Source organism: Allobosea sp. Root483D1 (assembly GCF_001429505.1).
Lineage (GTDB): Bacteria > Pseudomonadota > Alphaproteobacteria > Rhizobiales > Beijerinckiaceae > Allobosea.
Genome location: NZ_LMJW01000020.1, coordinates 701,626 through 716,268 on the forward strand (window position 1 = coordinate 701,626; position 14,643 = coordinate 716,268).

Below are 14,643 nucleotides of genomic sequence, written 5' to 3' on the forward strand. Positions count from 1 at the left end.
CAGGTTCATGCGCATGGCTTTGCGCATCATCTGATACTAGATTTGATGCGCAGATGGAGAAAGCCATGCGCACCACGGTGACCCTCGATGCCGAGCTCGTCGAGAAGGCTCAGGCTTATACCGGCATAACCGAGCGCTCGACCCTGCTGCGGGAGGCGCTCGCGGCTTTGATCCAGCGTGAGGCGGCACGGCGGGCGATCAAGCTGGGTGGCTCTGATCCGAAAGCGACCGTGGCGCCGCGCAGGCGCTCGCCGACGGCATGATCCTGCTCGATAGCTCCGTCTGGATCGATCATCTTCGACATGGCGAGCCGCGGCTGGTCGAGTTCCTCGCCGATGGCCAGGTGCTCGTTCATCCATTCGTCGTCGCGGAGATTGCGCTCGGCTCGTTGGCAGGACGAAATAGCGTGATCGGAATCCTGGAAGCCCTGCCGCGGGCGCCAGTCGCCCTCCATGAGGAGGCCATGGCCCTGATCGAGGGTGAGCGACTATACGGGCTCGGCATCGGCTACATCGATGTCCATCTCCTCGCCTGCGCGCGTCTCGCCGGTGCTCCGCTCTGGACCAGGGATCGTCGCTTGCGCGCCGCCGCCGAGCAACTGGGCGTGGCGGCCGAGGAAGACTGAAGGCTTCCCTCCGCTTGCTTGGCAGGAGCGCAGATGACGGCTTTTGACGTCGACGCCGTGTATCCCTGCCGATATGGGGGCAAGCGCCGTCCCGCGCGTAAAGGTGAGGCGCTCCTCCGTGGAGATCGGACCGGTCAGGCCCATGCGACGAGACGGTGAGATTCCCAGGCGATCGTGGCGCCGACGCGGGCTCAGGCTGCTCGTGGTCGTGGCTGCATTGCTCGCTCTCGTCGCGACCCCGCTCGCCATCATCCTCTATCCGACGCTGAAGCCGTACCCGGCGGCGAGTTTCCCCGCGACGACCTCGCAGCGCGACAGGAACCTGCAGGATCTGGCGCATCTGCGGCGCCTGCCGGAGGTCGAGCGCAGCTTCACGGCGCAAAGCCGCATGGCGTTCGACCAGGCCATCGCCACACTCGAGCCACGGGCGAGCGATCTCGACCGAGCCGGCCTGGCCATGGCGGCGGCGAAAGCCGTGGCCCTGGCCGATAACGGCCATTCCAATGTGCTCGGGCTCGCCGGCGACCACGGCTTCAACGCCGTGCCGATCCGCCTCGGCTGGTTCGGCGACGGGCTGTTCGTGGTTGCGGCGGACGAGGAGCGGCGCGATCTCCTCGGCGGGCAGATCCTCGGCGTGAATGGGCGCGCGACCATCGCGCTGGTCGAGGCGCTGCGCCCCTATGTCGGCGGTCCCGCCAATCTCGCCCGGGAGTTTGCGCCGAACCTCCTGATCTCGCCGGAGCTGCTGCACGCGGCCGGTCTCGCCGCGACGGCGAATGGCAGCAGCTTCGAGATCCGCCTGGCCGATGGCCGCGTGGCCTTCGTCGAACTTGCTGCCAGGGCGGCCACGCGCGCGCCTACGACTCGCTTTTCATGGCCGAAAGGCAATCTGGGTCCGACGCAGCCGAAAGGGTGGGGGCATGTGCTCGATGGTGTCGCGTTGCCAGCCTATCTCACGCGCCTCGACGCCAATTACTGGCACAGCTATCCCGCGTCCGACCTGCTCCATGTGCAAATCAACCGCGTCGCCGATCAGGGGTCGGTCGGCGTCGCCAAATACCTCTCCGACCTGCTCGATGAAGCGGCGCGCAAACCCGTCCGCAATGCCGTCGTCGACCTGCGCTTCAATCCCGGCGGCGACTATACGTTGACGGCCGATTTCGCGCGGCGCTTGCCGGAGCTCCTGCCGCCCGACGGCAAGCTCTTCATCCTGACCAGCGCCAACACCTTCTCGGCGGCGATCAGCACCGCGGCGAGGCTGAAACACTTCGCCGGACCACGCGCCATCCTCGTCGGCGAGGCGATGGGAGACCGCTCGCAATTCTGGGGCGAGGGCGGGCTCACCTTGCTGCCGAATTCGAAGGTCGCGGTGCGCTACACGACCGCGTTCCATGACTGGGAGCATGGCTGCGGCCTGTCGCAGGTCACGACCTGCTTCCTGCTGAACTATGTCTACGGCGTGCCTGCGGGCGCACTCCAGCCGGCGCTCACGATCGTGCCAAGCTTCGCCGATTACGCTGCGGGCAAGGACGTCGTGATGTCGGAGGTCATGCAGCAGCTGGCATCGGGCCAGGGGCGCTGAGGCGTCTTAACCTGCCTCAGCCCTGCCAGCGGCTCAGCGCCTCGGCGATGGTCTGGTTGCCGGCGCCGCCCTTCTCGAAGGTGAGGATGCCGCGCCGGCCGGAGTTGAAGCGCACCGGCAGGTCGATCCAGTTGCGGTTGCGCAGCAAATCGAGATTGCGCTCGGCCTCGACCGGGACATTCGACAGGGCCGCGACGAACAGGTTCTCGCCCAGCGCCGAGGAGATCGCCGAGAGCGGTGCGCCGCGCTCGCCTTCTTCCAGCTTGAACTGCGGCACGCCGACCTCGCGGATCGCATCGTTCGCGGCTTCGCCCGTGGTGGTGAAGCGCATGCCGATGATGTGCGAGGCCGGGAAGGCCGGATCGGTGTTGCGCCGGACGGTGAAGTCGAGCGAGAGCCCGGCATCGGCGACCTCGATGGTGCCGCGTACGATCGTCTCGACCGGCCGGCCGGGGCCGGCGGTGTCGCTGTCGAGCCGCCAGAGGACGCGGCCTTGCACGGTGCGCGGCTGCTGTGGCGTCTCCGGCACCTCGATATAGAGGATGGCGCGCTGGGCGACGGTGATGTCGCTGCCGGGCTGGGCGCCGGCCTGCTGGTTGGGGCGCTGGCCGGAAGGCTGGCTCGGCGCCGGGGCCGACTCGCCGCCGGCGCGCTCGCTGATCTTGCCGGCCTGGTCCTGCTGCGCCGGCGGCGCCTGCGTCTCGACACGCGGCTGCCGGACCTGCTGGTCCTGCGGGGCGATCTTGTTGACGTAATAGGCCGCGCCGGCGATCACCGCGACGGCGAGCGCCACACCGCCACCGACGATGGCGGTGCGGACATGGCCAGGGTCGACGCTGCGCTTGCGCGGCGGGGCGACGCGCGGGCGGATGGGCTGGGGCTCGTCGCGGGCCGCCGGCTCGTCGAAGCGCGGCATCTCCTGCGACAGCGCCGGGCGCGGCTTCGGCTCGGGACGCGCCGGAGGCGTAGGCGGTGCGGGCGGCGGTTCGTCGAGGGGCAGAGGCGGCAGGCTCGGCTCGATCGCCTCGGCGAGCGCGATCTCCGCCTCGATGCGCGACACTGCCTCGTCGAGCGAGAGCCGCTCGCGGGTGATGTCGGCTTCCGAGAGCGGTGGATCGAGGTTACGCAATTGCCCGAGCAACGCCGTGCGCGCCCGGTCATAGACGGAGCGGCGCGCTTCCGGCGACTTGTCGGTCAGTCCGGCGATCGCACGCGCCAGAATGGGGTGGAAATCGGCCATTGGCCTCACATGTCCGCGTTGGCCCGGTCCGTCAACCCTCGAACGGGTTCTGGACCAGGATCGTATCGTCGCGCTCCGGGCTGGTGGAGAGCACCGAGACGGAAGCGCCGATCAATTCCTCGATGCGACGCACATACTTGATTGCCTGCGCCGGCAGCTCCGCCCAGGAGCGTGCGCCGGCGGTCGAGCCTTCCCAGCCCTCGATTACCTCGTAGATCGGCTCGACCCGGGCCTGGTCGCGCTGGCCGGCCGGCAGATGCTCGAGGATCTCGCCGTCGAGCTTGTAGCCGGTACAGACCTTGATCTCCTTGAAGCCGTCGAGGATGTCGAGCTTGGTCAGCGCGATCCCGTCGATGCCGGAGGTCTTGACCGTCTGGCGCACCAGGCAGGCGTCGAACCAGCCGCAGCGGCGCTTGCGGCCGGTGACCACGCCGAATTCCTTGCCCTTCTGGCCGATCAATTCGCCGATCTCGTCGAAGAGCTCGGTCGGGAAGGGGCCTTCGCCGACGCGGGTGGTATAGGCCTTGGCAATCCCCAGCACATAGCCGACGGCGGAAGGGCCGAGGCCGGAGCCGGTCGCCGCTTGGCCGGCGACGATGTTGGAGGAGGTCACGAACGGGTAGGTGCCGTGGTCGACGTCGAGCAGGGCACCCTGCGCGCCCTCGAACAGGATGCGCTTGCCGGCGCGGCGCTCTGCGTCGAGCAGGGCCCAGACCGTGTCGGCGTAGGGCAGCACCTGCGGAGCGATCTCGGTCAACTGCTTCAGCAATTCGCCGCCGTCGACTTCGGCGATGCCGAGGCCGCGGCGCAGCGCGTTGTGATGGGCGAGCAGGCGCTCGATCTTGGCCTTCAGGACCGCCTCGTCCTTGAGGTCGATGACGCGGATGGCACGCCGGCCGACCTTGTCCTCATAGGCCGGGCCGATGCCGCGCTTGGTGGTGCCGATCTTCAGCGCCGAGTTCGAGGTCTCGCGGAAATGGTCGAGCTCGCGATGCAGCGGCAGGATCAGGGTCGCGTTGTCGGCGACGCGCAGGTTCTCAGGCGAGATCGCGACGCCCTGCGTGCGCAGCCGGGCGATCTCCTCGACGAGGTGCCAGGGATCGACGACGACGCCGTTGCCGATCACCGAGAGCTTGCCCGGGCGCACGATGCCCGAGGGCAGCAGCGAGAGCTTGTAGACGGTGCCATCGATGACGAGGGTGTGCCCGGCATTGTGGCCGCCCTGGAAGCGAACCACGACGTCAGCCTGGCTCGACAGCCAGTCGACGATCTTGCCCTTGCCCTCGTCGCCCCACTGGGCGCCGACCACGACCACGTTCGCCATGGAGGAGATTCCCTCTTTGCTGTTGGCGCAAGCGCCCGCACGAACAAAAACCCCGGCGCAAGGCCGGGGTTTCGGGTGGGTCCTTGCAAGCCCTCTTCGGCCAAGAGGATGGCAAGGTCAAGGCTGACGGCGGCAAAGCCGGGGAAAGAATTTTTCGGGACGCTGTCGATTCCGTCGCTTCCGGTTCGACGCATGGGCAGAGGGAGCGGTGCAGCACTGCTTCGGGAGCCCACAGGAGAAGCAGCATGCGCAAGCTCGTCGTCACCCAGTATATCTCGCTCGACGGCGTCATCGAGGACCCGGTCGGCATGGAGAATTCCGGCCTCGGCGACTGGACCGGGCCGTTCTCGCGCGGGCCGGAAGGCGAGCGACTGAAGCAGGAAGAGCTCGATGCCGCGGGTTCGCTGCTGCTCGGCCGCGGCACTTACGACGCCTTCGCCGCGGTCTGGCCGCATGTGACCGACAGCCCTTTCGCCGACCAGATCAACGCGCTGCCCAAGCATGTCGCCTCGACGACGCTGACGAAGGCCGGATGGCAGGGGACTTCGATCCTGGTGGGCGACGCGCTCGCCGCCATCGCCGCGCTGAAGGAAGGGATCGGCGGCGACATCCTGGTCTATGGCAGCCTGAAGCTCGTCCACGGCCTGCAGCGCGCCGGGCTGGTCGATGTCTACAACCTGATGGTCTATCCGGTCGCGCTCGGCGCCGGCGGGCGGCTCTTCGCCGATGGCGCCCGCAGCAATCTTGCGCTCGCCGGGGCGAAAACCCTGGGCGAGGGCATCCAGTGGCTGCGCTACGAGGTCAGGCACTGACGGGCAGGGCGGCCTTGCGGCCGCGGTGGTTGCAGGCGAGCGCCGGGAGGATTAACCCGGCACCATCAACCCTGCGGGACCTAAGCCGATGCAGCCGATCGCCATTTCCATCCTCACTGTCTGCGGGATCGAGGAACTGCCGGCGCAGAGCGCGCGCAAGGTCAGCCATGTGCTGTCGCTGCTCGACCCCGACCTGCCGGAGCTCGAATCCTTTGCGGCCTACAACGCCCATGAGCGCGTGACGCTGCGCTTCCACGACATCATCACGCCGCAGGAAGGCCGCGTGCATCCGACCGACGCGCATGTCGCGGAAATTCTCGACTTCGGTGCCAGCTTGCGTGAGTCGGCGCTGAAGCGGCAGGAGGGGCACCTGTTGGTGCATTGCCATATGGGCATCTCGCGCTCGACCGCGGCGATGCTGTCGCTGATGGCGCAGGTGAACCCCGAGGAGGGCGAGGACGCCCTGTTCGCCCGCCTGCGCGGGATCCGGCCGCAGGCCTGGCCGAACTCGGTGATGATCGGTTTCGCCGACGCACAGCTGAAGCGCGGCGGGAAGCTCACCGATGCGCTTCGCCGGCACTATGCCCACCAGCTCGAGGCGCAGCCGCGATATCGCCAGTGGATGGCCGATCTCGGCCGCGGCGCCGAAGTCGCGATGGCGGGCTGAACGCTTTCAGCTCCGGCTGCCAGCTCATTACCCCTCCGACCCGCCGTCAGTCTCCTGGAGCATGGCTGTTTTGCCGTGTTCGCAGAATGACTTGGCGGTGTTCGGTCGTATGAGAAGGAGGGGGCGGCGTAAGGCAGTGGCATGAGCCATGCCTGCAAAAGAACGCTGCGGGCCGGGGGACACCGATCATGACGAAGCTCGACGACTGGCTCGGCGCGCACCACGCCGAGTTCACGGCGATCCGCCGCGACATCCACGCCCATCCCGAGCTCGGCCTGGAAGAATATCGCACGGCCAGGCTCGTCGCCGACAGGCTGCGCGAATGGGGCGTCGAGGTCACCGAGACGATCGGCAAGACCGGCGTCGTCGGCGTCATCCGCGGCAGCCAGCCCGGCCAGCGTGCCATCGGCCTGCGCGCCGACATGGATTGCCTGGCGCTGGAGGAACTGACCGGGCTGCCGCATGCCTCGAAATTTCCCGGCCGCATGCACGCCTGCGGCCATGACGGCCACACCACCATGCTGCTCGCGGCGGCCCGCTATCTCGCCGAGAACCGGGATTTCGGCGGCACGGTCAACCTGATCTTCCAGCCGGCCGAGGAAGGCCGCGGCGGCGCCAACGCCATGCTCGCCGACGGGCTGTTCGAGCGCTTCCCCTGCGATGCGATCTACGGACTGCACAACACCCCCGGCCAGCCGGCGTCGAGCTTCGGCACGGCGGTCGGCCCCTTCCTGGCGGCAGCCGATTCCTGGCGGGTGACCTTCCGCGGCGTCGGCGGCCATGGCGGTTCGCAACCGCATCGCTCGACCGACATCACCTATGCGCAGGCGCATTTCGTGCTCGGGCTGCAGGGCATCGTCGGCCGCAATGTCGCGCCGCTCGACACGGCAGTGATCAGCGTCGGCTTCATCCATGGCGGCGACGAGAACGCCTCGAACGTCATCCCCTCGGAGCTGGTGATCGGCGGCACGGCGCGGACCTATTCGCAGGAGGTGCGCGATCTGGTCGAGCGGCGCATCGCCGAGCTGGCGGCGGCGACGGCGCAGGCCTGGGGTTGTGACGCCGAGGCTCATTATCACCGCGGCACGAGCCCGTTGGTGAACGCCGCCGAGCAGGTGAAGGTCGCTGTCGCGGCGGCATCCGCTGCCGCCGGGCCTGAGCATGTCGACGGCGAGATGCGGCGTGGCACGGGCGGTGAGGATTTCGCCGAGATGATGCTGGTCTGCCCCGGCGCCTTCATGCGCATCGGCAACGGCGTCGCGGCGGACGGCTCGTTCAAGGGGCTGCACACCCCGCTCTACGACTTCAACGACGCGATCATCCCGGCTGGCGTGCGCTACTGGGTCGGCCTGGTCGAGCAGGAACTCGGCCAGGGCTGGCAGGCGATTGCAGCCGAGTAGGGGGCAGCAGTGCGATGGGGGGCTGAGCCCGCCTACCGCCGCGGCTGGTCGAAGATCACCTCGCGGTCGCCGGGATATTTGATCCGGTAGGCGAGGCGGATCTCCTTCTGCGCGCCGGGAGCGAGCTCGAAGCTCCAGGCCGAGACGCCGCGCTTGTCGCCGACCTGCTTCTCGGTCGGTGGCGTGCTCTGCGACAAAAGCTCGACCGTGATCGCGCTGTTCTCCGAGAACGGCACGCGCTCGGTCACGATGAGCTTGACCGGCTGGGCGTGCAGGCTCTTCACCACCGTCTTGAACTCGCGCTGGTCGGTCCGGGTCGAACCGAGCCAGCCGGAATCGTTCTCGCGCCTGCGCACCGGCACGCGGGTCACCTTGAGGCGGTCGTCGGCGCCGAAGCCGAGCTCGACCTTGTCGCCGGGCGCGACCTGCCCGAGGCGGCCCTTGCCGATATAGGCGCCGTCGCGATGGAGATAGACCTCGCCGGCGAGCAGTGGCGCCTCGTCCTCGTGGTTGAAGCTGGCCTCGAGATAGGCCTTCTCCTCGAGCTCCGGCGTGGCGCGGGCGGATAGCTCCGGCTTGACCTTGCCTTGTGTCAGCACCACGGCCTTGCTGGAGCCGTCCTGCGGGATAGTGACCCGGCCGGGTACCTTGAAGCTCGCCTGATAGGCACCGGCGCTGACGCTCGCGGTCTGCACCTCGGCCTCTTTGGGGGCGGCAGCGCCGAGAGCCTGGTCGGCCGTGGCGGGCGCCGGTGCGATTGCCAAAGCCGGGGGTCTGGCTGCGCGCTCGGAGGCCTGTTTCTGCAGGCGCGCCCGCTCCTCATAAATCTCTGGCGGCTCGTAGAAGGCGATGCGCAGCGGATTGAGCTCCGGCGCCCGCGTGCCCTGGGCCGAGCGCGTCGTCGAAAGCTCGACCGAGACCTCGCTCCAGTCCTCGCCGGTGCGCTGGCGCAATTCGGCGCGGCGGGTGAAGGCGATCTCGGCGGCGCCATTGGCACTGCCGGTGGTGAGCCGGGCCTCGTAGACCGGGAGCCAGCTCGCGCCTGCGACGCGGTAGCTGACGGAGATGTCGGCCGCGACCGGCGCCTTGGCCTCGACGGCGATGGCGACGTCGCGCTTGGGCTGGCTGGCGCGCGGCGCCAATGGCCTCGCCTTTTCCAAAGCGGCGATCTCGGCGTCGAGATCGGAGATGCGGTTGCGCAAGCCGAGCAATTCGCCCTGGACCTTGACCAGTGCGGTGCCGATCGCGTCGAACACTGCCGGCCAGTCGCTCACGGGGAGGACCTTGCCGTCCGGACCGAGCTTGTCGGGTCCGACCTTGCCGAAATTCTCGATGGTGGCGCGCTTGGCCTCGATGGCGCTGACCTCGCCGGTGAGCTTGGCCTTCTCGCCCTGGAGCGCCCGGATCTTGCCTTCCAGAACCTGGTCAAGGGCGGGACGGGCCTCGCCCGGGACCTGGCGGACATCGACCGCGCCGATCGAGAAGGCGCCGGTCCCTTGCGCCTCGACCCGGATCGAGGCGGGGTCGACGGAGGCAGGCAGGCCGCGCAGCACGATCTGCGAGACGCCCTCCAGCAGCGAGGCTTTGCCGAGCCGGGTCACCACCGCACCGTCGGGGTAGACGGTGACGTGGTCGATCTTCGAGGCAAGTTCGATCTCGGCGGCGCCGACGAGGCTCGGTGCGAACATCAAGGCTGCGGCCAGTCCGGTCTTCATCATTTTAGTCCCCCGACAAATCAAGCGGCCGCGATTTGTCCGGTGGATTTCGGCGCGGCGAGGGCGGAATTGAGCCGGAACGCGGGATGGCGCCGCGCGGGCGCCATCACCGCCCGGCGACGATGGCTGGCCCTTGCCGGCGCCAGCGCGGTTTTCGCTACGTCAAGGCGTCGGCAGCGGCGGGATCATCGGCTCGAAGCCGTCGGAATTCTTCTGCCGCGCCCGGTCGTGCAGGTAGGCGACGACCTGCGCCATGGTGTTGGCGTTGCCGAGCGCGTTGGCGGTCGTGTTCACCTCGATGTCGCCGAGACCGACCGTGTGGAAATACTCATGGGTGACCACGTCGCGCTGGAGGTCGGCATTGGCCGAGAACCAGGAATTGCAGAGATCGGTATCCGGCGGCTTGCGGCCCGGCGTCGTCCAGGCATAGGCGGGCTTCGGATTGCTGCACTTGCCACCGGCATGAGCCGGGTTGAGGGATTTCGGCAAGGCAAGATTCTGCTCGATCAGTCCGACCGCCTTTCCCAGTGCGTCGCGAAAAGCCGGATCCATCGGATTGGATGGCACCAGCAGCTTGCGCGAGATCACCGCCATGTCGCGCCGGTAGTTCCGGCGCAATTCGTTGAAGGCGTCCTCGCTGCCATGCGAATCCTCGAAATACTTGATCTGCCGCTGCAGGAGCTTCAGCCGGTTCAGCGCGAAGCGGAGCGAAGAGCGGCTCGCATCCCAGGCGGCGTCGATACGGGTCGCATCGGTCGGCCCCGATGGCGGGGTCGGCGAGGGCGGGACGAAGCCGGTCTTCTCGATCCGGTACTTGCCGCGATAATAGGACGCTTCGTACCAGGTGTGGTCGCTGCCGGTGGTCAGCGGCCTCTGCCAGCTCTCGCGGGTGGTCGAGCCCTTCCACCACATGTTGACCAGCTTGGAGGTGGCGGCCCAGTTGCCGACGCCGCTTTCCATGCTGCCGAGGTCGCGCCAGGTCACGCCGCCATCGCTCCGGAAATCATACTCCCAGACCCAACTCTTGACCCGGACCGTCCAGGTTCCGATCAGCAAATCGAGATCGCCGGCCATCTGCCATCCCCGTTAAGGAGGCAAGTCAGGCTACCGGGCCGGGCCACCTGTCCTTGCGAAAGGCAAAGAACGCATCGTCAGAGGAATGGCGGATAGACTTGCACGAAGCGATGACGCCAACAAGATCGCAGTGCGCAGTTCGCGCGTCGGCAGTTTAGCCAGCGAATTCAGTACATTCGTAAGCGGTGTCGATGCGGATGTCGCGCGGCTCGATCCGCAGACGACGTCCGCGCTCAACTCCGCAGGCCCGGTGCCTCCTGGCCGGTGCTGGCGACGTATTCGGTGTAGCCGCCGCCATAATTGTGCACGCCGTCCGGCGTCAGCTCCAGCACCCGGTTGGAGAGTGCCGCCAGGAAATGGCGGTCGTGGCTGACGAACAGCATCGTGCCCTCATATTCCGCGAGCGCCTTGATCAGCATCTCCTTGGTGGCGATGTCCAGATGGTTTGTCGGCTCGTCGAGCACGAGGAAGTTCGGCGGGTCGTAGAGCATCTTGGCCATGACCAGCCGCGCCTTCTCGCCGCCCGAGAGGAAGCGGCAGCGCTTTTCGACATCGTCGCCCGAGAAGCCGAAGCAGCCGGCGAGCGCGCGTAGCGAGCCTTGCCCGGCCTGGGGGAACGAGCCTTCGAGTGACTGGAAGACGGTTTCGTCGCCGTCGAGCAGCTCCATGGCGTGCTGGGCGAAATAGCCCATCTTGACGGTGCCACCGACAACGACCGTGCCTTCGTTCGGCTGCGTGGCGCCGGCGATGAGCTTCAACAGGGTCGACTTGCCGGCCCCGTTGACGCCCATCACGCACCAGCGCTCCTTGCGGCGGACCTGGAAGTCCAGCCCCTCATAGATCGTGCGGCTGCCATAGCGGACATGGACGCCCTTCAGCGTCGCGACGTCCTCGCCCGAGCGCGGCGCCGGCTGGAACTCGAACTGCACGGTCTGGCGGCGCTTGGGCGGCTCGACGCGCTCGATCTTGTCGAGCTTCTTGACGCGGCTCTGGACCTGCGCCGCATGCGAGGCGCGCGCCTTGAAGCGCTCGATGAAGGCGACCTCCTTGGCGAGCATGGCCTGCTGGCGCTCGAATTGCGCTTGCTGCTGCTTCTCGGCCAGTGCGCGCTGCTGCTGATAGAACTCGTAATCGCCGGAATAGCTGGTCAGCGTGCCGCCATCGATCTCGACGATCTTGCCGACGATGCGGTTCATGAACTCGCGGTCGTGCGAGGTCATCAGAAGCGCGCCGTCATAGCCCTTGAGAAAGCTTTCCAGCCAGATCAGGCTTTCGAGGTCGAGATGGTTGCTCGGCTCGTCGAGCAGCATCGCGTCGGGCCGCATCAAGAGGATGCGGGCAAGCGCCACGCGCATCTTCCAGCCGCCGGAGAGGGCGCCGACATCGCCCTCCATCATCTCCTGGCTGAAGCCGAGGCCGTCGAGCACCTCGCGTGCACGGCCGTCGAGCGCGTAGCCGTCGAGCTCCTCGAAGCGCCCCTGCACCTCGCCATAGCGGGTGATCAGCTCCTCCATCTCGTCGGCGCGGTCGGGGTCGCCCAGCGCGGTCTCGAGCTCCTTCAGTTCGGCCGCGATGGCGCTGACCGGGCCGGCGCCGTCCATCACCTCGGCGACGGCGCTGCGGCCCTTCATGTCACCGACATCCTGGCTGAAATAGCCGATGGTGGTGCCGCGATCGACGCTGACCTGGCCTTCGTCGGGCAGGTCCTCGCCGGTGATCAGCCGGAACAGCGTGGTCTTGCCGGCGCCGTTGGGGCCAACGAGGCCGATCTTCTCGCCCTTCTGCAGCGCCGCCGAGGCCTCGATGAAGATGATCTGCTGGCCGTTCTGCTTGCCGATGCTTTCGAGGCGAATCATGATGTCCGGAACGCTGAGAGAATGGGAGTTGCCGCGCACTTACAGGGCTAGCGGCGCATGTGGAACCCCGTAAGCGGCCGTCTCAAGCCTTTGCGCTGCGCGCGACCATGGCGGTGATCGTCTCGAACAGCTCCTGCTTCGCCTCGCTGGCGTCGACCTCTCCGGTCGCGGCGGCATGCGAAAGCCCTTCGGCGGCGCCGAGCATGGCGCGTAGGCCGGCGGTCGGGATCGTACGGCCCTCGGCGAAGGGGGCGAGCAGGCTCCGGCATTTCTCCAGGAAGATCACGTCGCAGTCGCGCTTGACCGCGGCAAGCTCGGGCGAACCCGCCAGAGCCGCGACGACACCGGGAATCTCGCGGCCCTGGGTCAGCACGCAATCGACGTAGGAAGAGGCGATCGCTCCGGCCTTGCCGGCGAGGGTGGCTTCGCTGCTTTCGAGCGCCGCATCCATGATCGCGTACTCGCGCGCGTCAAAGTCGCGATAGAGCGCGATCAGCAGGCCGCTACGGGTGGCGAAGTGGCTGTAGACCACCGGCTTGGCGACGCCGGCCCGCTCGGCGAGGCGGCCGAGCGTCAGGGCGTCGGTGCCTTCCTCGCCGACGATCCGCCAGGCGGTCTCGATGAGCTGGCGCTGGCGGTCCTCGCGCGTCAGGCGCTGACGGCGCGGCCGTTCGATATCAAGGCTTGACATATCTTATGTACCAAAAGTAACTTACTAAAAGTATATAACGATCGCAGGCCGATCGCAACCACCGCAGGAGACACCCCATGCATGCCCTAGTCGTCGTCGCCCATCCCGATCCCGGTTCGCTCAGCCATGCCGTGGCGCAGGCCCTGGCCGACGGCGTCTCCGGCGCCGGCCATACGGTCGAGATCGCCGATCTCGCCAAGGAAGGGTTCGATCCGCGCTTTTCGCTGAACGATCTTGCCGTCCATCGCCGCGAGATCGCGCAGCCCGCCGACATCGCCTTCGAGCAGGCCAGGGTCGACCGGGCGGATGCGCTGGTGCTGGTCTATCCGGTCTACTGGTGGTCGATGCCTGGGCTGATGAAGGGCTGGATCGAGCGCGTCTTCGCCAATGGCTGGGCCTATGACGAAGGGGCCGACCTAAAGACGGTCAAGAAGCTCGGGCACCTGCCGGTCCATCTTGTCGGGATCGGCGGCGCCACCATGCGCACCTATGAGCGCCATGGCTATCTCAGCGCGATGAAGACGCAGATCGACCACGGCATCTTCGGCTATTGCGGCGCGCCGGTCGTGACCTCCGAGCTGCTGCTGCCGATTCCGCAGATGTCAGAGCACCTCGATACGGCGCGCGACCTCGGCGGCAAGGTGTTCACACCGGTGAGCAAGGCCGCCCAAGCGGCTTGACGGACGTGCTGCGGGCCGCGCGGTTCACGCCCGTCCGCGCACGCTTGCCTGGGGCTTCACCCGCATCTCCAGGAAGTTGCGCAGCTCGGTCACCCGCTTGACCGGATCGAGCACCTCCTCGTCCAGCCCATGGGCCCAGGCGAGATCACGGCGGGAGGGATCGGCGTCGAGCGCATCGAGATCGGCGAGCCAGGCCGCCGTATCGGTCTCGTCCTTGCGGAAGCCGCGCTCGATCAGGATCTTGCTGTGCCGTCGCAGGATCGTGGCGACGAGCCGCAGCGAGAATTCCGGGTGGTACTGCACGCCCCAGAAGGTACCGCCGTCCTGGCGGAACTCGGCGGCCTGGATCGGGCTCATCGCATTCGAGGCCAGGATCGTCGCGTCCGCGGGCAGCGCGACGATGCTGTCGAAATGGATTGCGGGCGCATCGAAAGCGGCAGGGCGACCGGCGAGCAGAGGATGTTTGGCGCCGGTGTCGTTGACGGCGATGCGACGGGCGAAGCCGATCTCGAGCCCCTTCGGGTTGAGCGCAACCGTTCCGCCCGCGGCGACGGCGCCGATCTGGATGCCCCAGCACGAGCCGAAGCAGGGCGTTCCGCTTCTGTAGATCGCCCGCATCAGCTCGATCTGACGCGTCACCGCCGGCTCGGGGCTGTGGATGTGGAGCGAGGAGCCGGTCAGGGCGATGCCGTCATAGGAGGCGAGGCCTGAACCATCCGGCAGGTTGGCGCCCTCGTCCGCGGGCAGGCAGATATCGGTGATCAGCGACGGCTCGATCCGGCGCAGTTCCGCGGCATAGGCTTCCGACGGCGTCGCACCGGCGTCGCGAATGTATTCCTCGCGTTGCGCGCGCTTGTAGCCGTCGACGACAAGGACGCGGAGCGGTTTCGAGCTGAACACGTTCATGGCTTTCTCGGCACGTTGCGTGCGGCGACGGGCTGCGTTGCGCCTCCTCTCATAGGACAAGCGCCACGTGC

Annotated in this window: 14 protein-coding genes; 7 read left to right on the forward strand and 7 right to left on the reverse strand. The window is 67.6% G+C overall.

The features are described from left to right. Window positions 1-65: 65 nt before the first annotated feature. From ASE66_RS21940 to ASE66_RS21950, 3 genes are all read left to right on the forward strand, one after another. Window positions 66-263 (forward strand): type II toxin-antitoxin system VapB family antitoxin, encoded by a 198-nt coding sequence (locus tag ASE66_RS21940; protein WP_057191959.1) that lies wholly within the window; start codon window positions 66-68, stop codon window positions 261-263. After that, window positions 260-625, forward strand: coding sequence for a type II toxin-antitoxin system VapC family toxin (locus tag ASE66_RS21945; RefSeq protein ID WP_057191804.1), 366 nt, complete (start codon window positions 260-262; stop codon window positions 623-625). The genes ASE66_RS21940 and ASE66_RS21945 overlap by 4 nt, the downstream gene beginning before the upstream one ends. A gap of 208 nt (window positions 626-833) precedes the next feature. Then, complete coding sequence (locus tag ASE66_RS21950) at window positions 834-2,207, forward strand: hypothetical protein (protein WP_156412264.1); 1,374 nt, start codon at window positions 834-836, stop codon at window positions 2,205-2,207. A gap of 16 nt (window positions 2,208-2,223) precedes the next feature. Here ASE66_RS21950 and ASE66_RS21955 read toward each other — a convergent pair whose 3' ends face one another. Further along, the gene (locus ASE66_RS21955) at window positions 2,224-3,447 is read right to left on the reverse strand and encodes a hypothetical protein (protein ID WP_057191807.1); all 1,224 of its coding nucleotides are present in this window, start codon (window positions 3,445-3,447) and stop codon (window positions 2,224-2,226) included. A 31-nt stretch (window positions 3,448-3,478) separates the two neighbouring features. Further along, a complete protein-coding gene (locus ASE66_RS21960; RefSeq protein WP_057191808.1) occupies window positions 3,479-4,771 on the reverse strand; it encodes an adenylosuccinate synthase in 1,293 nt (430 codons plus the stop codon). Between the two features lie 245 nt (window positions 4,772-5,016). On the opposite strand from ASE66_RS21960, the gene ASE66_RS21965 reads away from it, so the two are divergent. The 3 genes from ASE66_RS21965 to ASE66_RS21975 all read left to right on the forward strand — a co-directional run bounded on the left by ASE66_RS21965 (window position 5,017) and on the right by ASE66_RS21975 (window position 7,650). After that, window positions 5,017-5,583, forward strand: a complete 567-nt coding sequence (locus ASE66_RS21965; protein ID WP_057191810.1) for a dihydrofolate reductase family protein — start codon at window positions 5,017-5,019, stop codon at window positions 5,581-5,583. Window positions 5,584-5,671: 88 nt separating this feature from the next. Then, window positions 5,672-6,250, forward strand: coding sequence for a tyrosine phosphatase family protein (locus ASE66_RS21970; RefSeq protein ID WP_057191812.1), 579 nt, complete (start codon window positions 5,672-5,674; stop codon window positions 6,248-6,250). A 188-nt stretch (window positions 6,251-6,438) separates the two neighbouring features. Next, window positions 6,439-7,650, forward strand: a complete 1,212-nt coding sequence (locus tag ASE66_RS21975; RefSeq protein WP_057191814.1) for a M20 aminoacylase family protein — start codon at window positions 6,439-6,441, stop codon at window positions 7,648-7,650. A gap of 32 nt (window positions 7,651-7,682) precedes the next feature. Here the strand turns inward: ASE66_RS21975 and ASE66_RS21980 are convergent, their stop codons facing one another. The 4 genes from ASE66_RS21980 to ASE66_RS21995 form a co-directional block, all read right to left on the reverse strand. Next, window positions 7,683-9,368: a mucoidy inhibitor MuiA family protein gene (locus ASE66_RS21980; RefSeq protein ID WP_057191816.1), complete on the reverse strand. Its 1,686-nt coding sequence runs from the start codon at window positions 9,366-9,368 to the stop codon at window positions 7,683-7,685. Window positions 9,369-9,527: 159 nt separating this feature from the next. Next, on the reverse strand, window positions 9,528-10,439 hold the full coding sequence (locus ASE66_RS21985; protein ID WP_057191818.1) for a hypothetical protein: 912 nt from the start codon (window positions 10,437-10,439) through the stop codon (window positions 9,528-9,530). Window positions 10,440-10,672: 233 nt separating this feature from the next. Beyond that, window positions 10,673-12,295 carry an ABC-F family ATP-binding cassette domain-containing protein gene (locus tag ASE66_RS21990; RefSeq protein WP_057191819.1) on the reverse strand — a complete coding sequence of 541 codons (1,623 nt, stop codon included), beginning with the start codon at window positions 12,293-12,295 and terminating at the stop codon, window positions 10,673-10,675. An 82-nt stretch (window positions 12,296-12,377) separates the two neighbouring features. Beyond that, window positions 12,378-12,986, reverse strand: a complete 609-nt coding sequence (locus ASE66_RS21995) for a TetR/AcrR family transcriptional regulator (protein WP_057191820.1) — start codon at window positions 12,984-12,986, stop codon at window positions 12,378-12,380. Window positions 12,987-13,063: 77 nt separating this feature from the next. Here ASE66_RS21995 and ASE66_RS22000 point away from each other — a divergent pair, with 77 nt between their 5' ends. Continuing rightward, window positions 13,064-13,666, forward strand: a complete 603-nt coding sequence (locus ASE66_RS22000) for an NAD(P)H-dependent oxidoreductase (protein ID WP_057191822.1) — start codon at window positions 13,064-13,066, stop codon at window positions 13,664-13,666. A gap of 24 nt (window positions 13,667-13,690) precedes the next feature. Here ASE66_RS22000 and ASE66_RS22005 read toward each other — a convergent pair whose 3' ends face one another. Then, entirely contained in the window at window positions 13,691-14,572 is an 882-nt protein-coding gene (locus tag ASE66_RS22005) for a type 1 glutamine amidotransferase (RefSeq protein WP_057191824.1), read from the reverse strand. Window positions 14,573-14,643 lie beyond the last annotated feature (71 nt).

Coding starts and splice junctions, on each gene's coding strand:
- ASE66_RS22005 (WP_057191824.1), bottom strand. CDS start 14,572: ATGAACGTGTTCAGCTCGAAACCGCTCCGCGTCCTTGTCGTCGACGGC.
- ASE66_RS21960 (WP_057191808.1), bottom strand. CDS start 4,771: ATGGCGAACGTGGTCGTGGTCGGCGCCCAGTGGGGCGACGAGGGCAAG.
- ASE66_RS21945 (WP_057191804.1), top strand. CDS start 260: ATGATCCTGCTCGATAGCTCCGTCTGGATCGATCATCTTCGACATGGC.
- ASE66_RS21990 (WP_057191819.1), bottom strand. CDS start 12,295: ATGATTCGCCTCGAAAGCATCGGCAAGCAGAACGGCCAGCAGATCATC.
- ASE66_RS21975 (WP_057191814.1), top strand. CDS start 6,439: ATGACGAAGCTCGACGACTGGCTCGGCGCGCACCACGCCGAGTTCACG.
- ASE66_RS22000 (WP_057191822.1), top strand. CDS start 13,064: ATGCATGCCCTAGTCGTCGTCGCCCATCCCGATCCCGGTTCGCTCAGC.
- ASE66_RS21985 (WP_057191818.1), bottom strand. CDS start 10,439: ATGGCCGGCGATCTCGATTTGCTGATCGGAACCTGGACGGTCCGGGTC.
- ASE66_RS21980 (WP_057191816.1), bottom strand. CDS start 9,368: ATGATGAAGACCGGACTGGCCGCAGCCTTGATGTTCGCACCGAGCCTC.
- ASE66_RS21970 (WP_057191812.1), top strand. CDS start 5,672: ATGCAGCCGATCGCCATTTCCATCCTCACTGTCTGCGGGATCGAGGAA.
- ASE66_RS21955 (WP_057191807.1), bottom strand. CDS start 3,447: ATGGCCGATTTCCACCCCATTCTGGCGCGTGCGATCGCCGGACTGACC.
- ASE66_RS21940 (WP_057191959.1), top strand. CDS start 66: ATGCGCACCACGGTGACCCTCGATGCCGAGCTCGTCGAGAAGGCTCAG.
- ASE66_RS21965 (WP_057191810.1), top strand. CDS start 5,017: ATGCGCAAGCTCGTCGTCACCCAGTATATCTCGCTCGACGGCGTCATC.
- ASE66_RS21995 (WP_057191820.1), bottom strand. CDS start 12,986: ATGTCAAGCCTTGATATCGAACGGCCGCGCCGTCAGCGCCTGACGCGC.